Genomic DNA, 20,412 nt, shown 5'->3' on the forward strand with positions numbered 1-20,412 from the left:
TTTTGGCTGGCATACACTATAACTAATGATTGCTTATTTTTTTATATTATACAATCTAGCTGCGTCTCAGCTTATCAATTCCGGTTGCACTCCTCACTCCTCATGACTGTTGACTGTTGACTGTTGACTGTTGACTGTTAGCTGTTAACTGTTAGCTGTTAGTTGTTATTGGGAATTGAGAATGGGAAATTGGGAATTCGTAGCAAGTAACCAATAACCAATAACGAATAACCAATAACCAATAACCAATAACCAATAACCAATAACCAATAACTAATAACTAATAACCAATAACTAATAACTAATAACCAATAACCAATAACAAAAAACACCGCTCCTCAAAACAGGAGAACGGTGCATAGGGGGTGTTATGGGTTGTTGTCTGGGATTAACCCTAACAAATCGCGATCGGCTGCGGGGAGGCCTTGTGATGGTTAAAAAATTGGCACAAACCTGCGCGCCTGTACGCCTCGCGATCGACCTTTACTGTTAGCCCAACCATTCCACAACAGCATCTTGCTTGGTGTTGGTGTGCCGTTCTGGGGTTTCGCGGTTGAATTTCATGTGGATGGCGCGGTTTTGTTCGCCGTCTGCTGCTACTGCAAAAATCGGATAGTCGATTAAGCCATCTTGGAAAGACATCTGGAAGCGGAAAGTGCCGTCAGCATTGAGTTTAATCGGCTGTCCGCCTACGTAAACTGTAGCGTCGGGTTCGGTGGCACCGTAGACGATCAGTTCTGCGTCAGCAACTAACCAGAACTGGCGGGGGCGCATCGGGGCGGCGAAGCCAACTCCCGACATACCGACACCGGACATACCCATACCGGACATGGTGAGCCCGGACATACCGACACCGGACATACCGACACCGGACATGGTGCGTCCCGACATACCGACACCGGACATACCCGCACCGGACATGGTGAGCCCGGACATACCTGCACCGGACATACCCGCACCGGACATGGTGAGCCCGGACATGGCGGGGGCTGCCCACATTCCGACACCGGAGGGGAACACGTAGGAACTCAAAGCTTGTTCGTGGATGCCTACTTGCTGAACCGAACCGGCGACGTGCGGCATGGAACCGAACATGGAACCAGCTACGCGCATCGATTCTGCCGATTCTGCCATGCCGAAGATTTCTTGGTAGATGCCGTTACGGGTGTTGTTGAAACTGTTACCGTTGCTTGCTTGTGCGATTTTTTTGGCAGGCGGAACCAGTTCGGCGAAGGTTTTACCGGACAAGTCTTCTTCCCAGTCGAGGGTGATGAATTGGTCTTCTATCCAATCGCTGGGATAGATTGGGGGAACGCGGACTTCGGCCGATCGCGCTAAGATCAACCAACGACCGTCTGCACAGCGGTAGCCGATGTCGATCGCATAATCGCGATCGCTAAGGGGGATCGGTACGTACCATTCCCGCGCCAGTTCGTCGCAGGGATATTCTTGAATGCTGTGCGGGCTTTGGATTTCGAGGTTAACATCTGTCACGTCGTAGATCCGCAGGGCGAGTTGCTGTCCGCCTTGGCGGCGCAATTCTTGTTTGCGATCGTTCGAGATATCCCAGTAGGTGTAAGCCCATTCTGGATCGCGCGGCATCAAAACCACCCGACTTTCGCCGTAGCCGTTGGGCAAATCTGCTAAACCTTCATCGACAGACGACAAGGAACCGCCTGTTCTGTCTTCTTGACCGAGTTCAAACTTTGCTGCTTCCACTGCTTCTTGTGCCTCTAGTTTGCGAGATGGACTGTATGAAAATTTGTTGCGCTGAATTTCTTGAATTGATGCCAGGAGTTGCGATTTCCGCATCCGGCTGTAGCGAGATACTCCACATTCGCTAGCGACTCTGCGGAGTTGTCGCAAAGTCATCTCTTCTAATGGTGGGCGTTCTTTTGCCATGAGTTTGTTCTCCTCTAATTTGCGATTGCGGGTTAGATTTTTTGTTTCAACACTTGAATAATGTGTTGATTTTTTGAGTTAGAAACTCTTTATAAATGCAAATTTAATCGAGCTTCCTCATCTCTCCAACCTTTGAAGCCTTGCTTGTGTTTAGCTTGCCTTGTCCCAAATTGCGATCGGGATTTGTGACTTTTTGGCTTCCGCGCGCACCGTCCGGTCTCAATAAAGCTTTATCTGTCGATTCTTGATTGACAAGATCGATTTTGCGAGTGCGATCGGTGCTGCTAGCAACGCTGTGCTGCCAGCACACGCGCTATTTGACTCCCATAGCTGCTTAACTGAAGCATTTCTTTGGGATCGCTTTGTCATGACTCAATGTTGCAGACAATTCGCGATCGGGTCAAGGGGTCTTTTGCCTCAATCATGGGTACTTATACGCATTCTCGTGTGTTTGGGGATCAATATGTCAGGGAATCTTGATATATGGGAGATTTGGGGGCTCGGTGTTGGCGCGAATGTCAGGATTTGATGATAATGGGCGATAGGAGGCTTTTGATGGGTTTGGAGGGTGGGTGGATGGGGCGATCGGGTGGCCAGAAACCGGGTTTTTTTCCAGAACATTTCGTCACAGCCCACAAAAATCGGAAAAACCCAGTTTCTTTAGTTTTGATGCGTCCAGGACTCAAAATGTCTTGAAGGTGAATTTACTAATCTCTATAATGTATGAAAAATCTGTTAATAATTGCATGATATAGGGGATCGTTTGGCAGTGTATTTTCCCTGGAGGCGAAGATGAAGACTAAAGGTACAATTGTTTGGGACTATAAACAGGGTTGGACTTCTCCAGAACTAGAAGTTCCGGCAACAGGTAAAATTGCTATTTTTGTCGATTACCCAGATGACGACTTAAGTATGCCCATCATCGAACCCGAAGTAGAAGAACTTTGTCAAATTTAGGCTATGTTGGTGAGGGTCGCTACATTGGAGAAAACGATCGCCTCAAACCCTGCGATACAAAAACTGTTACTTATGTAGAAACATTCTCTATTGAAGAGTTGAGCCATCATCTCAGAATACTGAATCAAACTATCATTCCGAGGGAATGGTTTTATATCTTAAATTCCGAGGTAAATATTATCAATCTTCAAAAGGCGATCGTTCCAGCATAACTGCTAGATTGAAAAATTATCGATCGCTTGGGATTTACGCACGGGTAGTCAGCAACTAGGTTTTTCCCTGGAAAACTTCGTCAAAACACGCAGAAATTCATAAAAACCTGGTTTCTTCAAGCGGAGTGGGTAAGTTCTGAGAATAGATATGTCGCTGGACTTCAGGCAACGCTATTTGATAGCGAAGAAATAGCAAAGCTTTGTATAATTAGTACAAGGTTACTTAAAAAAGCCGATATAAACTTGCAAGCTTTTGTGACACAATAGAATAGGTAATAGCCGATCGCGAGAACGCACAGTATGCTCAAAACCACCATTACCATTCCCCAAACCTTCAAAGTAACTCACGAACAGTTCCAGGAAATTGCTGCCGTCAACCGTGACTTAAGGCTAGAGAGAACTGCTACAGGAGAATTAATTGTTATGCCCCCGACAGGAAGCGACACAGGTAAACGAAACCAAGATATGTCAGGACAACTCTGGCTGTGGAACCGCCAAACCAATCTGGGAGTAGTATTTGACTCTTCCAGCGGTTTTAAACTGCCCAATGGTGCCGATCGCTCCCCAGACGCTTCCTGGGTTAAATTAGAACGGTGGCAAACTCTCACACCCAAACAACAAGAAGGTTTCGCTCCCCTTTGTCCAGACTTTGTTGTAGAATTGCGATCTAAATCTGACAACATGGAACCATTGCGGGAAAAAATGCGCGAATACATGGTAAATGGAGCCATTTTGGGATGGTTAATCGATCGCAAAAATAAGAAAGTCGAAATATACAGACAAAATCAGGATGTGGAAATATTAGATAATCCCAGCACTTTGTCAGGGGAAGATGTGTTACCAGGATTTGTCTTAGATTTAACAGATGTTTGGTAGTGACACCGAAAGATTCACCAACAGCAATATAATAAATTAGAGCAGTACGTCAATCCCAAATCTCAAATCCCATGCCCCTAACGCTTTACAACAGCTTAACCCGTCGCGAATCACCTTTTGAACCCCTCGAACCCCCAAAAGTGCGGATGTATTGCTGTGGCGTTACGGTATACGATTACTGCCACGTCGGCCACGCCCGCGCTTACATTGTTTGGGATATGGTGCGCCGATATCTGATGTGGCGGGGATATGATGTCCGCTACGTTCAGAATTTTACCGATATTGACGACAAAATTCTCGCGCGCGCACGCGAGACAAATTCCACAATGGAAGCCGTAGCCGAACGCTTCATCGACGAATATTTTGTTGATATGGACAAACTAAATATTCTCAGGGCTGATGAATATCCCCGCGCCACACAATCAATGGACGGCATAAAACGGCTGATTCACGAGTTAGAAAACAAAGGCTTTGCCTACGCTTCCAGCGGCGACGTTTACTACAGCGTTAAAAAGTTTTCCGATTACGGAAAACTTTCCGGCCGCAAGTTGGAAGAAATGCAGGCCGGGGCTAGCGGAAGATTGGAAACCGCAGAAAGAGAAGCTCAAAAAAAGCAAGATTCCTCTGATTTTGCCCTGTGGAAAAGCGCTAAACCGGGAGAACCTGCTTGGGATTCATCTTGGGGAAAAGGTCGCCCCGGATGGCACATTGAATGTTCGGCGATGGTGCGCGATTGTTTTGGCGAAACTATTGATATTCACTGCGGCGGTTCCGATTTAATTTTTCCGCACCACGAAAACGAAATTGCTCAATCTGAAGCCGCGAGTGGTAAGTCTCTGGCTAATTATTGGATGCACAATGCTTTTGTGACTGTCAATGGCAAAAAGATGTCGAAATCTTTGCACAATTTTATTACAATTCGCGATTTGTTGGAGGGGAATTGGTCGGGCGATAGCGACAATGCAAAAGCGGTGGAACCGATGGCGGTGAGGCTGTTTGTGTTTATGGCGCAGTATCGCAGTCAGATTGATTTTACTGAAGAGGCGATCGCATCTGCTAGAAATGGCTGGAATACGATCGCCGAAGGCTTGCTTTTTGGGTTCCGATATGCCGATAAACTGAGTTGGGATGTTGAAAAAACCGGACAAGATACCAATGCTGTGCAGCAGTTTCAAGCCGCGATGGATAATGATTTCAATACTCCGGCTGCTTTGACTGTTTTGTTTGAATTGGCTAAGGAATTGGGCAAGGAAGGTAATGTTTTAGTGCATCAAGGCAAAACTGACACTTCGCCGGAATTGTTGCAGCAAAAGTGGCTAACTTTGGTGAGTTTGGCGGGGGTTTTGGGGTTGGAAGTTCAGCCGGAAGCTGACAGCGATGATGCGGTTGGCGGTTTGAGTGATGGGGAGATTGAGGTGATGATTCAGCGGCGGAAAGATGCGCGGATAGCTAAGAATTTCGCTGAGGGCGATCGCCTTCGCAATGAACTTAAGGATAATGGGATTACTTTGATTGACCAAAAGGATGGTACAACTATTTGGCACCGGGGTTAAAAAACTGGTTTGTAGTGAGTAATTCATTCCTCTGGGACGGACTGAATTCCTCACTACGAAGGAATGAATTTTTATTGATTTAACTTGTTCACAAATTCGGCAACCGCGCCGACAAATTCTGGGGTGGATTCGTAGGGTAAAACGTTGCGCCCCGGCATTAATAAACCCTCTGCGTTGGGAAAGTTAGCCAAATATTGCGCTAGTCTTTCCTCTGGTTTTTCTTCTTTACCCGATTGACTGATGCTTGAGGCTTTTTCTCCCATGACAACGAGTACGGGGCGATCGAACTTTTGAATCGTGCTACTATAATCCTGGCGCCAAAACCCCGCTAAAAACGAGAAAACCGCGTGACGGCTGTCAGGATTTGCCGCCCCAGCCTGCAAAGCCTCCAACCATTCGCTGTCAACTTTTGCCGCATCGCCAAACAATTGTTTTGCAGAAAAAGATCGCAAAAATTCAGCGCGTCTGGCGTAGCGGTAAAAAGCGTTTCCCAAGGGAGAATCTAACAAATTCCAGACAATTCTTTGCTGTCTCTCTGTCGAATGTTTGTTCATCACCGCCCAAGCTGGAGGCCCGGCGAGGACTAACCCGCGAATTAAATTTGAGCCGCTTTCCTGCTGAATTTTTGCTAATTCCAAGGCTACACACAGTAAAGCACCTTGCACGAGTACGATCGCAGGTTTTTTTACTACAGTCTCCAAGAAAAACTGCAACTGGGCCGCCCAATCGTCAGGATAGCAAGCCACAGCAGGCATTTCGCAATCTCCGCACCCCAAAAGATCGGGGTTATAAATCGGATTTGTGTTGCCCGATTTGTACCAATTTTCGCAAAATCTCTGCCAAAATACTCTTGACAATCCAACTCCTATGGGATGAATCAATAACAAAGGGATGCTATTTTCGACCGCAGTATTTGGGTTGTAAACATCGTAAGCACAGCGATAATTTTGCCATTCGTAAAATAGCGTTGGTGATTTAATAGACGAAATGGCGGACAAATCTTGATTTGAAGGTGGTGATTGCATATTAACCGTTTAATTTTTTACTTGTTTGTTTACTTATGATGCAACGACAATGTGAGTTTTAGCTTGAACATTTGGTGGCGAGTGGACAATCCGAATCTCTACGTTGCTGCCGAGTGCGTTGAGAAAACGAAATAGGCGTTCCGTAGAGAAATCTAATAATTTACCGCGCATCAATGCTGAGAGTGTAGGTCGATCAATTCCTAATAGCTTTGCTGCTTGGTTCTGGGTTAGTTGGCGTTCCGAAATTAATTCACTAATCTGATGAGCTAGTTCTGCCTTAATCAGTAATTCCTCTGGATTGGCTAGCCCTAAATCAGCAAAAACATTTCCACTACTGGAATGCACTTTGATTTCTTCAGTCATTTTGTTCCTCCAATTCTTGCTGTTCTAAATATTTTTTGTAGTGTTCTTTGGCACGCTTAAGTCGAGATTCAATCAAATCTATATCTTGCTTGGGGGTAGCCATTCCCTGCTTTGATTTTTTTTGAAAAGCATGAAGAACATAGACTCTTCCTTCAAATTTTACGGTCTATACCGCTCGGTAAGTGTCTCCATCAAAATTTTCAACAATTTCTATAACGCCAGCACCTTTAAATCCTTTAAGCGGTTTAGCATCAGGATGCTTTTTACCCAGTTGAGCGCGGTACAAAGCAAAACCCATAATTTGCTGGACATCTTCAGAAAACTCGCGCAAGTCGTCACGGGAACTGCCGCTCCATTCAACGGGTTTTAATAGCGAATTCATAATCTTAATTATATTATTTATATCATATTGTTTATCATAAAATAGAGAGTGATACGCTCGACAACAATATCATTACTCAATTTTGTCAGAATAATCATGTCAGAACAGCGGATTACAATTTCTATACCTAACTTGCTGCTAATTGTAGCATCGTCCTTGCTGCTAGTGCTACTGTGGCAATTGCGGAGCCTGCTAGTAATTCTGATGATATCAGTCGTGCTCGCCGCTTCGATCGTCCCGATCGTCAATTGGGCCGAAACCATGCGCCTTCCCCGCTGGCTGGCGGTGATTCTGGTTTATTTAACTCTGATCGGCGGATTTAGCGGGGCGGTAGTGTTAATCGGCCCGACAATCATCGAGCAAATCCAGTTACTGGTGCGACTGCTACCAGTTTATGTTAAAAGTCTGGAAACCTTAGCAACTAATCTATTGAGTCGCCTCACCGACGATGCCCCGGCGCTGGTGGGTCAGTTGGTGGATACTCAATCGCTGACGAATTGGCTGATTCGATCTAGCCAACAACTAATTTTGCGATCGTACAGTTTAACTAGAGGCATTTTAGGAGGTGTTTTCAGCTTAATTTTAGCATTATTTATTTCAGGTTACATGGTTGCCGATAGCAACACATTAATTAAAAGCTTAGTGCAGTTTTTCCCCAAACCTTGGGATGAAAAATTAGCCGCCCAAGCAACTCCCATCGGTCAAAAAATGGGGAGTTATATTCGGGGAAGAGTGTTAGTTTCGGGGATTTTAGGGATATTTATTACCACAGGTTTGAGCGTTTTAGGAATGCCGGAATTTGCTTTAGGCTTGGGTGCGATCGCAGGTGTTACCAACCTGATTCCCTTCATCGGCCCAGTATTGGGAGCAGTCCCCGCATTAATTGTAGCCTTAGCTAAAGGTGGCTGGCTAGTTTTGTGGGTATTGCTGTTATTTGTAATTATCCAAAACTTGGAAACTTACGTGCTCGATCCTTTGCTGGTTGGTTCCTCGGTTGGCGTGCATCCATTGTATCAATTGCTATCCGTCCTCGGAGGCGTGCAATTATTGGGAATTATCGGCGCAATAATTGTGCCACCTTGGTTTGCGGGAGTGGCGGCTTTGGTGGAAAACTTGTATTTAAAACCGAAGCTTAGAGGGGAACATCGAGAGGCAATAAATCAGGCTAAACATAATTCTGACTTACCGCCTATAACACCTTTTACGTGACAGCAGGTTATGGCTAGATCGCGGAACATACTCGTAAGGTGCGTCGCCTCAAAAATTCTTAACGAAATATCAAAAATCTCACATATCCGCACCTTATAGCATTCACGAGTGCAAATCTTATTACCCAAAAATTGTGCTTATTTCCTCAATGATTGTCCGGTGCGTCGCTAGGGTATTGTTTGTCAAATTCAGGGATTTTTGATAGCGACGCACCCTACCACTTAAATCTGCGGTTGAACTATCAATCAAATACTGATAAATCAGTGTACTATCAACAACCAACAACCAACAACTAATAACTAACAACTAACAACTAACAACTAACAACTAAGGACTAATTGCCACTTCAATGCGGCGGTTGCGCTGCCGGTTGATATCAGAACTATTGTCTACCAAAGGGCGACTTTCCCCGTAGCCGATCGCCACCCAATGATAATTGCGATCGATCGCGCCAGACAAATACTGCACCACAGCCTGAGCCCGCGCCAACGACACATTGCGATTTTCCACCACTTCCCCCCCGTCGTCAGTGTGGCCGGCTACCCGCACCGTTGCACCCTGGTAACTGCCTAAATCCGCCACCAAATTGTCCAAAATCGCACTCGTGCCCGCGCGCAAAGAAATACTGCCAGTGTCAAACAAAACATCGCTGGGCAGAGTTACCATCAGCCCATCCCTTCCAAACACCGAATTATTCACAGTTTTAGGGTTCAGACTCTGGCTGCTGCTTGCGGGTAAAACAGGAGTAGGGCCAGCCGCCGCTTCCGGCGCAGCCAATTCCCGCGACATCAACTGCAACCGCTTTTCCAAAGTTTCCGTCGGGCGGCTGCTACCCAACTGACTCTCCAAAGCCGCCGTGCGGCCAATCAGTGCGTTGAGTTCGCCCTGCAACTGTCTCAAATCTCCTTGCAATTTTTCTCTCAAGGCAGGATTGACTTTTGACTGGGGACTGGGTGTAGCGGTTGGTGCCGGAAGCGCCGGAATTTGCCTTGCTGGTGCGCGTTGCGGGCTGGGGGTCAAATTTTGAGTTAGGCGCAGCAATCTCTCGGCGATCGGCATCTGGACGCTGTTAGAAGGGTAAATTTGGGCGATCGTCATCCCCAAAACCCAGGCAAAACCGCTACCTACCCCCAGCAGCAGCAGTCGAAAAATCAGCGACAGCAAAAACAAACCTTTTCCCCGCGACTTGGAAACGCGAGTCGGGGGGATTGAAGGTTTTTGGTTAAAAGATCGCGTCATATTGCCTCCCTCTCGGTGCAGGTACCAGGTTAATTTCGATACTATCTTACCTATCAGATTTGAGATTTTCCATTTTTAGATTTGAGATTTGACGAAAATTATACTATCTCAAAAAGAAACCCGGTTCCTCCAAACTTGGGGTTTAGCGGCGCAGCATCCTTGCCAGAAACCAGGTTTCTACTTCCCGGCACCGATGGGAAATTGTATATTTTAGATGGGAAGACAAATCTAACACCTAAAACAGAAACCCGGTTTCTCCTAATTTGGGGTTTAGTGGCGCAGCATCCTTGCGAGAAACCGGGTTTCTAGTACCCCGGCGCGTAAGCCTGAATTCTGTTGGATAATGCTGTATAATTTTTGGAAAAAAAACGATGACTGACCCTTTAAATAGCGCCTATCCGATTCCTTGGGAATGGATTAACGCCACTCATGCCAAACTGAGCTCTACTGGCGGCACCAGCCTCCGCTACTATCGCAGCCCTTCGCTAGTTTCAACTAACGGCCAATACGCGGCTTACAGTCGAATTGAGTTGCAAGTACAGCCGGAATTAGCCCAGTGTAGGGTTAGCAGCGTTATGTTTGTGGAAAATCTCAAAACCGGGGAATTGCAAACAGTGGCGGCTGCTTCGCCGCTGGCGGAAAGCGGAATGTATGCTAGCGATGACACCGATATGTCCGGGACGATCGCGATTTTAGTACCTGTTGCTTGGAATCAAGAGGGTTCCCGCCTTCTCGCCCGCGAATTTGAAGCGCTGTTCAACTCTTCCGATATGTCCGACTACGCGGTCATTTGGGATAAAAATGATAATTACACTTATACTGTTGCTCCCGCTCGCAGTCTTTACACTCATGCTGTACTGTTGGGTTGGAGTCAAGTTTGCCCCGGACAAGTTCTGTTCCGCGCCGGTCATTTGGGCGATCGACATTGGCCTCTTTGTGCAGTAGATATGACCGGTCAAACAGTAGCTGTCAGCGAAGACAAACCCCTAGTTTTCGGCACTCAAGCCAGCGCCGACTGGATCGAACCTAAAACTCGTTTTTAGATACTATGGCAGCATCTTCTTCGATCTGGCCCACAATTATTTTACTTTCCGGTCAATTTTTAGACCAATTCATTTTGACTCTGGGGCTGATAGCCTTAGCTGTCGTTTTTGGTTTAACCGCTTTTATTTTTATTCGAGTTTTCCTCAATTGGTTCCAGGCGAAATTGGAAAAAAACCGCCATTTCAATCTACCGCTGTTCCCAAAAAAGGCTAACAATTCAACCGCTAACATTGCAGATCCTGAAAAAGTTTTTTTAGAACCCGTGTTCGTAAAAACTGACAGAAATTTTGTGATTTCTGTAGCAGAAAACGATATCTTAGAAGAGATTGAACCGGCAATAATTTACAAAAATTCAGCAGCAGTTGCCCGTCTGTACAAGCCGATCGCTCTTTGGCAAGGGCGCTTAATTTTGCCCTCAAAGGAACAGCGCCCGCCCAAAGATACAGTATTTTTGGAAGTAATAAATGCCCCCAAAAAATATCAAAATTTTATTGGCAAAACAGTCTTTTTGAAGTGGATCGCCAACCGCCAAGTTCAGTTTTTTGTCCACGCAGTCAGTCAAGATATCAACTTCACAAAACAAACGAAAAAAAGTCAAAAATCTGGTAACATCCATCCAGATAGGTTGAACGGCTGGCGAAATGTCGGCCCTTTGGAAACTTTGGCGGGTAGCAGACTCGAAGACAGCGTGACTGTGATGCTGCGGAGGCCGGTGATTGCGATCGACCACAGCAGCGGCCAGCAGGAACTAATTATCGATCGCGAACCGGTACAAATTATCGGACGTTTGTGCGCCTTAGTTTCAATTTTACAGCGCCAAAAACCCGATAACAACAAATTTATTGTCCGGCATTTCAACAAAACATCCCAACAATTTGACGGCGCAGCCGAAATTATTCGGATTCCCCAAGTACAACCAGACAAAAATGGTATAGCGAGGTCTACCAATCACCTGATTGAACAATCGCCATTAAATCCAGATGGCTGGTATATTTACGGCGAAAGAGACGAAGACAGTATTTTTGTAGTCCAAGCAATTGAACCGCGCAAAATTGCTCAGTTAATACCAGATGAAACATATTTTGGACTGAACAAATCTCTCGCTTATTTAAAAGACGAAAACTGGTCAAATACAGCGGCTCAAAAAGGACAAGCAAAAAGAGTATTGTTAATGCCAAATGAGGTAGCCGAAAACACTTTAGTCTCCCCTTGGAAAGAAGGAGATATCGGTATCGTGATTCACAGTTTTGGGGGTATTGGCGGCAAAAAAGGCGAATCTGCACCGCTGGGAATTGTCACCGGACATTTTGCTTTCGGAATCGCAAAAGTAGTGCGCGATGGATTTACCGACGAACTGCGTTTTGACATAGAATACAAACAAGTATACGCCCACAATCCCGATGGAATTGTCGCCGGTTCGAGTAAGTGGCAAAGTTATATGGGAGACTTGCAGCGTGGCTGGTTGGGCGATCGCCCGGTTTGCGATATCATTTGTAAATTAGACTGCGTGTGTTACGACTACGATTTTGACGGCATCATCTTGTCGCCTTTAACCGAATTAAACCAGCAACTAGATATCATGATGGCGCGCTACCGCAGCGGAGACGGCACCGGCGCAACTTTAGTCACGCCAGCAACTTCTTGCGTCCAAGATTCCAGTCAAGCAATTTACGCTACTATTAAAAAAATCACTGCCGAAGTCGAGTCAAATTCTCAAATTCAAGACTGGCTAAAAACAAATCCTACCCACGCACAAACCGAAAGATTTCATCAGTTAGTAGTTTTGGGAGAGAGTTTAGGAAAAGTATTAATTCCCCTCGGTATTGTCCGTCTAGATTGGCGCAAAAATACGAGATTGGTAGGGATTGATTCGGAACAGAAAAAAAGCTTTTTTTCTGGGATCACGAACCTGCTAAAAGCTGTTATTAGTTACCGAACAATGCTTCCCAGACGTACTCAAGATGAAATCGCCAAAATTCTCTTAAAACAAGGATCCTTTTTGTGGATAATTCGCACCAATCAAGTTGGGGGATTCGATCCAGATATTAAGCCTCGTGCGCCGACAGAACTTTGAGTCAAATTATAATATAAGAAAAAGACGGCGGTTGAAACCGCCAGAAAGTCAAACGAAGATGATTCGGCGATTGAAATCGCTTCTACAAAAACGAAGTCTGCCTCCGCAGGCTAAGAGTTGAGGAATTGGTTTGTAGTGTGATGTTATATCGTTTCCGTTTGGATCGGAATGATTTAACCGCAGAGTACACAGAGTACACAGAGTCCGAGAATATATATCTGAATCATTCCGATGCTACGCGATTTGATATTACATCGTTTCCGGTTGCGTTGGGATCATAAACTAGGGGGCAATTCATGAATGATTCTGACAAGTTGCCACCCTCAGATAGGCGCAATTTTAAGTGTTTGGAGTCAATCGTTAACAGTCAACAGTCAACAGTCAACCGTTAACAGTCAACAGTCAACCGTTAACAATCAACCATTACCAAGGAGTGACTGCAACAGTGCCGCCCGGTGCAATAACTACTCGGAAATCAGCTAGGGGTTCTGCTGGTGGCCTGCTGCCAATCGGTTTGTAAAGCAACTCCGATAACGGCGCTTCGGATCGATCGACTGCTGCGGGATTCTCCGACTTATAACCGACAATCGCCCCATCCTTAGCCACACTCACCCGATAAACCAACTCCGCATCCACCGCAGGCTTAGTTTTCAAAACTCCGTCAATTTGCTGGGAAAGTTTGCCCTTCAACAGCTCGATTTCTGCCGGATCGGTAATCGGCCCGGCTGCAACATCAGGACTTGGCAAAGCTTCAGAAACAGGACTGGGCGTGCTTTGGGGCGAAGCTTCCAACTGCGGGGTGGTACTCGGTGAAGCCTCCGATTGCGGGGTGGTACTGGGCGAAGCCTCCGACTGCGGGGTGGTACTCGGTGAAGCCTCCGATTGCGGGGTGGAGCTCGGAGTCGGCGAACTCGGTTCAGCATTCGGAGTCCTCTCCCCAGGTAGCAAACCGTCAGCAGGCCTGGGAGTAGGATTTGGCGAAGCCGATCCGCCCGGATTCGGCGTTCCCTGATTCTGCCCTGCAGGATTTGGCTGTCGCACCGGATCTCTCGGACGCTGGAGTTGCGGCACCGGCACCAAGAAAAAGGCCATCGCCGCCAAAGCCAAACTCGATATCCCCACCACCGCAGGCAAACTCCGCTTCGCCAAAGGTTCGGCGGACTTGATATAACGCTTGGAAATTGGGGTTAATTGCAGAGACAATTCTGGCAGCGTCTGGGTGTCGGCAAAAAATTGATCGATCGCCTCCACTAAGTCAAATAGCTGTACCGTCGTCAAATCTAATTTTGCCGACAGTTCTGTTTTTTGATCGATTTGGGTAGCGCTGCCTGTTTCGGCTGGTAGAACGGTCAAACGGTGCGAATTCTCGTCTATTCTGTGCAACTGCACCGTACTCAAATTCGGGCCGTAGCGATCGGGATAATGCACTCCACTCATAAATTCTTGGGCGTAGCTGCTGACAGCCCTCACCAAGCTTTCAAAAAACTCCCGTCCCCCGCTGAGGGGTTCGCCGATGCCTGTCACATAACATTCAGCGCTCATTAGTATAGAAAGCACTGGCCGTGTATCTAACTGGCTAGATACCGATCCGTCGCTCAACCCTTCCAGAACCAGGGTGCAATTCGGCAGACTGTACTGACGCCTAATAGTCATTTTTATTCCACTTCTCCATCAAACAAGCTAACCCAGAAGCGCTGCATTCCGGCCGTCCCCGTACAAAATAGCAGTTTGCTCAACAAGTTTAAAGCGAGTTCGTTGAGCTTCTCGTCGGAATTGTAAGCTGCAACTAGCGATCGCTTCGGGTTCATGCGCGATCGAAAATGAGCTCGAAAGCGTTCTAAATAATCGGCAAGCTGCAAGTTCTCGCTGAGGGGGAGATTTCTCGATCGCAACTGCTGCGAATCTAGCAGCAACTGGCGAATTGTCGCGGTTAACTTGCGCGCCATATTACAGGCGATCGCCACCAGCGCTTTTGCCTCCACCACTGTCAGGGATCGGCGCTGGGTATAGCGTCTCAGCGGGTTAGTATTCCGCATCATCCAAAAGGCAACCCGATTTTTGATAATTGACTCCAATTCCAGGTCTTTTGACACTGCCAGCATTTCTTCCGCCCCTCCGAGATACAAGGCTTCGATCGCCAGCAACATCAAATCAATTTGCAATCTAGCCCGACGGGGACATCCGCCATCGTTCGGCGACAAGTCTGGCAAACTGTCTAAAATCAACGGGTTTGACTCGGTAAGCAAAGTTTCTGACGGCATTAAGATCACGGGAACATCCATTCCAAACAAACTATACGGTTATCCGAGGTCTCTGGCATGACAAATTCTCAATCAAAGACTCCTCTCGGATACTTTATTTTTATCAATCACTTTTATGTGTCTTTTAAATCTAGCAGCAACCGACCGTCACGGGCGAGAAACGGTGCCGGGAGTTCGATCGAACGCCGCCCGTTTCCCCAGCCGATCCCTTAAAGCTTTGTGATTTCCCGGCGAAGCTGGGGGAGAAACCGACGGTGGACGATCGAACTTGACCATTTCCAACTTAATGTCGGCAGGGGTCGCCCGTTATAACGGTACTCCGTTTAACGGGTGGGGAATGCCTACCAACAAAAAACTGAGCGATAGCGAAACGTCATTATTCTGGGGTTGTTTGTTGCTCAACATACTTTCTTAACTGCTCAATTGTCATACCGCCACAGCTAGTCACAAAATACGAACCCGTCCAGAAAACAGGTTTAGTATAGACTTGTTTTAATTCTACTGCAAACTCTTTTCTCAGTAGCCTACTAGAAACAGTTTTGTGTCATGCAGACGGTAAGTGTATAATAAATCTCATGATACTCACCTATTGCTACAGAATCAAGCCTAGTGCCGAACAGGAAGCCGTTATGCTCTATACCTTGGAGTTACTAAGACGGCACTGGAATTATGCGCTAGGTCAACGTCTAGATTGGCTGCGGCGTACCCGTTGTCAAATAGACCGATGTAGCTGTCGGAGCGAACCGATAGGAGATATTCCAGAAAAAGTAGATTATTACACCCAGCAATCAGCACTTAAAGAAACGAAGCTCATTTACCCCGAATACAAGAAAATTTGGGCAGAGTCTCAACAAGTTAACTTGCAGAGACTGCTTCATGCTTGGGAACGCTGGTTAATTCCAGATAAATCAGGCAAGCGTGGCGGACGACCTCGGTTTAAAAAAGCTGGAGAGTTACGCTCATTTGTCTATCCACGAATCAATTGTTCTAAGGCAGGAGCGTATCTAAGTAATGGAGTATTGAAGCTATCAAAGATAGGTGAGATGCCAGTTGTGATGCACCGCCCTATCCCTAATGGTTTTATTCTCAAGACTTGTACGATTATTCGCAAGGCAGATGGTTGGTATTGTTGTATTTCCCTGCAGGATTCTACAGTACCGTCGCCGTTACCAGTAGAAGAAATTAAGTCGGTCACGGCAATTGATGTGGGCTGCGAAAAATTTCTGACTACCGCACAGGGACAAGCCGTAGCAGTTCCTCGGTTTTATCGTTCATCACAAAATAGATTAGCCAGCGCGCAACGCAAATTAGCGCGTCAAGAAAAAGGTTCTAAAAATTGGGAGAAACAGAAAAATAGAATTGCACTATTACATTTGAAGGTGGCTAGATGCCGCAAAGAGTTTCATTATCACGTCGCACATTGGCTGTGCCAAACTTATGATTTAATTTCATTTGAAAATCTTAATATCAAAGGCTTAGCCCGTACCAGATTAGCGAAATCAATCCTAGATTGTGCCTGGGGCGCGTTCCTACAAATTCTGCAAGCAGTGGCGGTTAAACGCGGCAAGCAAACAGTAGAAGTGTCGGCTCGTGGCAGTAGTATTGAGTGTTCTAGTTGCGGTACGAGAGTTGAAAAGACCCTGAAAGATAGAGTGCATGAGTGTCCTAGTTGTCGTTTAACCATTGACAGAGATTGGAACTCAGCACTTGTATTATTAGCTCGTGGACTTGGGGCAGTTGGACTACCGCTTCCTGGCTGTGGAGGCTTAGGGGATGCCCAGCCGTCGATGCAGCAATTTCTGATTGTGAAATTGGAAGCTCCCGTTATAGTCGGTACTCCGACTTAACGGTGAGAGTTGTCACTTCTCGATTCCCCATTGCGATCGATCAATGTTCCTGCTTCTGCGATTTCGCCACCGCTTCTCTTTGAGCCGTAAAATCAGTAGCCGCCGCCCCATCCCTCAAACTAATTTTTCCCTTAAGGGTGTCTCCCTCCAAAATTCCTCGCAGTTTAACAGAACTGTTTTGAGCGATCGCACTGGAATCCCTGCAACCTTCTAAATTAGGAACCACACCCGACAAGCTCAATCCTTGAGTTTCCCACTTACCACCTAAAGAAGGTTTCTCCTCTGCTGTTTTTTTGCGATCGGCCTCGCTGCTACCTCGCAAATTACCGTTCAAATAAACACCAGATTGCTCGATTGTCAATACCAAAGCATCAGATTTCAGACATTCCGGCAAACTGTTAGCATCGAAGCGATAACTTCCCGCAAGTGCCGGAGGAGCCTTTAAATTTGTTTCGCCGTAAGCAGTTACTACTTTAAACAGCACGGCAACAATGGCGAGGGAAATACCATAAAATGATAACATTTTGACATTAAAATGAGGCATAATTTTGGTTGTTGGCAGTTGGCAGTTGGCAGTTAGCAGTTGGCAGTTGGCAGTTGGCAGTTGACAGTTGACAGTTGTTAGTGGTTAGTTGTTGGTTATTGGTAGTTGGTAGTTGGTTATTGGTAGTTGACAGTTGGTTTTTGGTTTTTGGTTTTTGGCAGTTGACAGTTGGATGCTGGCAGTTGACAGTTGACAGTTGTTTTTTTTGCAGTTGGCAGTTGACAGTTGGTTGTTGGTTGTTGGTTGTTGGTTTTTGCCACTTAGTTGTTAGCAGTTGGTTGTTGACGGTTGACAGTTGGCATTAAACATTAGGCATTAAGAAGTTGATATTAAAAGCTAACAACTAACCACCAACAACTGCCAACTACCAACTGCCAACTGACTACCTTCGAGGAAGTACCGAAGCCAAGTGCGATCGCGCTTTAACGTAGCACCGCGCAATCAGCAGCGAAGAATGACACTGTACCGCCAATTCATCAGTATACTGTCCCAAGGTTTGGCGCTCAATTCCCCACTCCCGGCTCGTACCTGCAATAGTCAAATCAGCATTAGCAGAAGCCGCAATCACCGCTTGAATTGGATCGGCAGCCTCCACAATCGGAGTTTCAATGCGCGATCGCACCTCAATAGGCAACTGTTCCATCACTCGCTGAAACTCGTAACTCAGCTCGTTTCCCTCGAACCCGTTTACCCCCACCCGCAGCACCGTCAAACGGCGTTCCTCGCTATTAACTAACAGTCTCAGCGCCAATTCTAAGCCCAAATCATCGTGAATATTTGCAGCGTAAGGCACTAACAAATTATTCAACCGTTCCCGGCCTCTGTCAACAAAAATTGCTACATCCACCTTAGCGCTGCTGAGAATTTGACCGACACGCCCTCCCAAACGGTTGCTGCTAAAAGTCGGCCTGTGCCATCCTACCAAAATCAAATCCGCGCGATCTAGTTCCGCAATTTGCGCCGTTTCCCGCGCCACATCCTTAGTAACCCGAATGATCGGATGCACGAATTTTCTCGCCTCCGGCAATTCCAAACTATCAATTAATTCTGATAATTTTGAGCGGCGCTCTTGAATAATGCGATCGGCTTCCGCAGGCGTACTTTGAAAAGCATAATCCTCATTGAATTCGATCAAACTCAGAGGATGAACCGCCGCCGACTGCAAATCGTTACCGCCCGTACCCGCAGCCGGCAGCGCCAGCCCTACCGCTAGTTGCAGCAAACCTTTCTGCGTGCTAGGATTAGCAACTGGTACTAAAATTCGATAAGTTTTCAGCAAGTTGTTAACTGTTTCTTCGCTGCTACTAGCAATTGGTAAATCTTCTAATTCTGAATCCTCAGAGCTAAATTCTGAAATATCTAACCGAATTAACCGTTTGGGATAAGTCCACTCCAGCAGCGGCGAAGTCATAAAAGTTGTGACTAATGCCATAATAACTAACATTGTAAATAGCACCGGCGAAATCACACCCAGAGAAAGACCGATATTCAATACAATTAGTTCAGTCAAACCGCGAGTGTTCATCATCCAACCAAGCGCAGAAGCTTCGCGGTTGCTAATACCGCAGACTCTAGCAGCCGTATAAGTGCCGACATATTTTCCAATAATTGCTACTCCCAAAACTGCGGCGCACAGCAGCCACAATTCGGGACTGTTGAGCAGGCCGATTTGAGTACGCAAACCGCTGTAAGCAAAAAAGATGGGCAGCAGAAATATTAGGACAAAATCTTCGGTTTTTTCAGCTAATTCTCTGGTGAGTCCGGCATTTTTTGGCATTGCAGCACCAAGCAAAAATGCACCGAAGATTAAATGAATGCCGATCAATTCAGTAATTAAGGCAGAAGCTACAACTCCCATGTAAATTCCCGCCAGCACTAACTGCGTTAATCTGCCCGTGCGGTTGTAGTGCTTGGAAAGCCGCTGCAAGAACCAGCGGACTACAGTCATCATGAAACCAATGTAAATTAAAGATTCAATAATGGTCGGCAAAGCGCCCAGCATCGAATTAGTTCGAGTAACTGCGATCGCCACGGCTAACAAACACCACGCCGTCACATCATCTACTGCAGCGCAAGTCAGGGCCAGCGTCCCCAATTTTGTATTCTGCAAGTTGTGTTCTGTAATAATTCGGGCTAGCACCGGAAAGGCAGTAATTGACATCGCAGCGCCCAAAAACAGGGCAAAGGCTGTAAATGAAACGGTATTATTTGAAACAATCGGATACAGCAGCATTGCTAGGATGCTTCCCAGGGAAAACGGCACTAAAATGCTGACGTGGGAAGTTAAGATCGCTACATCTAAATTGTTTTTGAGATACTTAGGGTTCAGTTCTAAACCAATCAAGAACATGAAAAATATCAGCCCTACCTCAGACAGCACGTTGAGGAAGGGAACGGCTTCGGCTGGAAAAAGTGCTGTTGCTAAATCTGGTGCAACTAAGCCAAACAGAGAAGGCCCGAGCATAATTCCTGCTACAATTTCTCCAATGACTTGAGGTTGTTTGATCGATCGAAATGCTAAACCGACAAGTCTCGAAAGTGCGATCACAATTAGAACTTCAAGCAAGACGAGAATGGGGATGGGCATGGCGTTTTTAGCTTTGGGATTTTTGCGGTGCCAGAGGGAACTCGTAAAGCCGGTAGAATTGCCGATTGAACAAAATGGCTCAAAGCTCGATCGAACTAAAGAAGGCGCAAGACACGCACCAACAACGCCATTGTCTCACAACCTAACTAAGGCTTTGACAACCTTGTTATATGGATTTTTTGTTTTTGTAAGCAGCGCTTGCGAGTAACTCGCAACCGTAGGGTACGCCCCACGCACCAAGCCAGGCCGCATCTGGCTCCCTGGGGCGCGCACCCTACGGATAACCCAACCAAATGGCGATCGGATTGTCAGCAAAACTGGTGTGTCCTGTGATAAA

Annotated in this window: 19 protein-coding genes and 2 pseudogenes; 9 read left to right on the forward strand and 12 right to left on the reverse strand. The window is 46.4% G+C overall.

The window, feature by feature from the left end; all coding sequences use genetic code 11:
• Positions 1 to 489: 489 nt before the first annotated feature.
• Together QT998_RS25945 and QT998_RS25950 are read right to left on the reverse strand one after the other, a co-directional pair.
• The gene (locus QT998_RS25945; RefSeq protein ID WP_333089298.1) at positions 490 to 1,902 is read right to left on the reverse strand and encodes a DUF4912 domain-containing protein; all 1,413 of its coding nucleotides are present in this window, start codon (positions 1,900 to 1,902) and stop codon (positions 490 to 492) included.
• Positions 1,903 to 2,005: 103 nt separating this feature from the next.
• The gene (locus QT998_RS25950; RefSeq protein WP_333089296.1) at positions 2,006 to 2,212 is read right to left on the reverse strand and encodes a hypothetical protein; all 207 of its coding nucleotides are present in this window, start codon (positions 2,210 to 2,212) and stop codon (positions 2,006 to 2,008) included.
• A gap of 173 nt (positions 2,213 to 2,385) precedes the next feature.
• On the opposite strand from QT998_RS25950, the gene QT998_RS25955 reads away from it, so the two are divergent.
• The 5 genes from QT998_RS25955 (at position 2,386) to cysS (ending at position 5,500) form a co-directional block, all read left to right on the forward strand.
• On the forward strand, positions 2,386 to 2,598 hold the full coding sequence (locus QT998_RS25955; protein ID WP_333118674.1) for a hypothetical protein: 213 nt from the start codon (positions 2,386 to 2,388) through the stop codon (positions 2,596 to 2,598).
• A 96-nt stretch (positions 2,599 to 2,694) separates the two neighbouring features.
• The gene (locus QT998_RS25960) at positions 2,695 to 2,859 is read left to right on the forward strand and encodes a hypothetical protein (protein ID WP_333118672.1); all 165 of its coding nucleotides are present in this window, start codon (positions 2,695 to 2,697) and stop codon (positions 2,857 to 2,859) included.
• Positions 2,847 to 3,071, forward strand: coding sequence for a hypothetical protein (locus QT998_RS25965; RefSeq protein WP_333118669.1), 225 nt, complete (start codon positions 2,847 to 2,849; stop codon positions 3,069 to 3,071). Before QT998_RS25960 ends, QT998_RS25965 begins: the two co-directional genes overlap by 13 nt.
• A gap of 300 nt (positions 3,072 to 3,371) precedes the next feature.
• Positions 3,372 to 3,947: a Uma2 family endonuclease gene (locus QT998_RS25970; protein ID WP_333118667.1), complete on the forward strand. Its 576-nt coding sequence runs from the start codon at positions 3,372 to 3,374 to the stop codon at positions 3,945 to 3,947.
• Positions 3,948 to 4,018: 71 nt separating this feature from the next.
• A complete protein-coding gene (gene cysS, locus QT998_RS25975; protein ID WP_333118665.1) occupies positions 4,019 to 5,500 on the forward strand; it encodes a cysteine--tRNA ligase in 1,482 nt (493 codons plus the stop codon).
• A 71-nt stretch (positions 5,501 to 5,571) separates the two neighbouring features.
• Here the strand turns inward: cysS and QT998_RS25980 are convergent, their stop codons facing one another.
• From QT998_RS25980 to QT998_RS25990, 3 genes and pseudogenes are all read right to left on the reverse strand, one after another.
• Positions 5,572 to 6,525 (reverse strand): alpha/beta fold hydrolase, encoded by a 954-nt coding sequence (locus QT998_RS25980; protein ID WP_333089289.1) that lies wholly within the window; start codon positions 6,523 to 6,525, stop codon positions 5,572 to 5,574.
• A gap of 33 nt (positions 6,526 to 6,558) precedes the next feature.
• On the reverse strand, positions 6,559 to 6,888 hold the full coding sequence (locus QT998_RS25985; RefSeq protein WP_333118664.1) for a helix-turn-helix domain-containing protein: 330 nt from the start codon (positions 6,886 to 6,888) through the stop codon (positions 6,559 to 6,561).
• Positions 6,881 to 7,270 (reverse strand): annotated as a pseudogene (locus QT998_RS25990) (type II toxin-antitoxin system RelE/ParE family toxin). Before QT998_RS25990 ends, QT998_RS25985 begins: the two are co-directional and overlap by 8 nt.
• Positions 7,271 to 7,366: 96 nt before the next feature.
• On the opposite strand from QT998_RS25990, the gene QT998_RS25995 reads away from it, so the two are divergent.
• A complete protein-coding gene (locus QT998_RS25995) occupies positions 7,367 to 8,479 on the forward strand; it encodes an AI-2E family transporter (protein WP_333118663.1) in 1,113 nt (370 codons plus the stop codon).
• Positions 8,480 to 8,806: 327 nt separating this feature from the next.
• Here QT998_RS25995 and QT998_RS26000 read toward each other — a convergent pair whose 3' ends face one another.
• Positions 8,807 to 9,718, reverse strand: a complete 912-nt coding sequence (locus QT998_RS26000; protein ID WP_333118662.1) for an OmpA family protein — start codon at positions 9,716 to 9,718, stop codon at positions 8,807 to 8,809.
• A 371-nt stretch (positions 9,719 to 10,089) separates the two neighbouring features.
• Here QT998_RS26000 and QT998_RS26005 point away from each other — a divergent pair, with 371 nt between their 5' ends.
• Both QT998_RS26005 and QT998_RS26010 read left to right on the forward strand, forming a co-directional pair.
• On the forward strand, positions 10,090 to 10,761 hold the full coding sequence (locus QT998_RS26005) for a hypothetical protein (protein WP_194070402.1): 672 nt from the start codon (positions 10,090 to 10,092) through the stop codon (positions 10,759 to 10,761).
• A 5-nt stretch (positions 10,762 to 10,766) separates the two neighbouring features.
• Entirely contained in the window at positions 10,767 to 12,836 is a 2,070-nt protein-coding gene (locus tag QT998_RS26010) for an abortive infection protein (RefSeq protein ID WP_333118660.1), read from the forward strand.
• 423 nt (positions 12,837 to 13,259) lie between these two features.
• Here QT998_RS26010 and QT998_RS26015 read toward each other — a convergent pair whose 3' ends face one another.
• The 4 genes and pseudogenes from QT998_RS26015 to QT998_RS26030 all read right to left on the reverse strand — a co-directional run.
• Positions 13,260 to 14,489 (reverse strand): DUF4335 domain-containing protein, encoded by a 1,230-nt coding sequence (locus QT998_RS26015; protein WP_333089280.1) that lies wholly within the window; start codon positions 14,487 to 14,489, stop codon positions 13,260 to 13,262.
• A 2-nt stretch (positions 14,490 to 14,491) separates the two neighbouring features.
• Positions 14,492 to 15,118, reverse strand: coding sequence for a DUF3038 domain-containing protein (locus tag QT998_RS26020; protein WP_333089278.1), 627 nt, complete (start codon positions 15,116 to 15,118; stop codon positions 14,492 to 14,494).
• A 126-nt stretch (positions 15,119 to 15,244) separates the two neighbouring features.
• The gene (locus tag QT998_RS26025; RefSeq protein WP_333089276.1) at positions 15,245 to 15,373 is read right to left on the reverse strand and encodes a hypothetical protein; all 129 of its coding nucleotides are present in this window, start codon (positions 15,371 to 15,373) and stop codon (positions 15,245 to 15,247) included.
• 100 nt (positions 15,374 to 15,473) lie between these two features.
• A pseudogene (locus tag QT998_RS26030) lies at positions 15,474 to 15,638 on the reverse strand (IS200/IS605 family transposase); the annotation flags it as partial.
• A gap of 34 nt (positions 15,639 to 15,672) precedes the next feature.
• Here QT998_RS26030 and QT998_RS26035 point away from each other — a divergent pair.
• A complete protein-coding gene (locus QT998_RS26035; protein WP_333089274.1) occupies positions 15,673 to 16,944 on the forward strand; it encodes an RNA-guided endonuclease InsQ/TnpB family protein in 1,272 nt (423 codons plus the stop codon).
• Between the two features lie 40 nt (positions 16,945 to 16,984).
• Here QT998_RS26035 and QT998_RS26040 read toward each other — a convergent pair whose 3' ends face one another.
• Both QT998_RS26040 and QT998_RS26045 read right to left on the reverse strand, forming a co-directional pair.
• Positions 16,985 to 17,488, reverse strand: a complete 504-nt coding sequence (locus QT998_RS26040) for a hypothetical protein (RefSeq protein WP_333089272.1) — start codon at positions 17,486 to 17,488, stop codon at positions 16,985 to 16,987.
• A 382-nt stretch (positions 17,489 to 17,870) separates the two neighbouring features.
• Entirely contained in the window at positions 17,871 to 20,075 is a 2,205-nt protein-coding gene (locus QT998_RS26045; protein WP_333118657.1) for a cation:proton antiporter, read from the reverse strand.
• Positions 20,076 to 20,412 lie beyond the last annotated feature (337 nt).

Origin of the sequence: Microcoleus sp. S1D4 (assembly GCF_036700765.1) — a bacterium.
In the GTDB taxonomy this organism is placed as follows: domain Bacteria; phylum Cyanobacteriota; class Cyanobacteriia; order Cyanobacteriales; family Microcoleaceae; genus Microcoleus.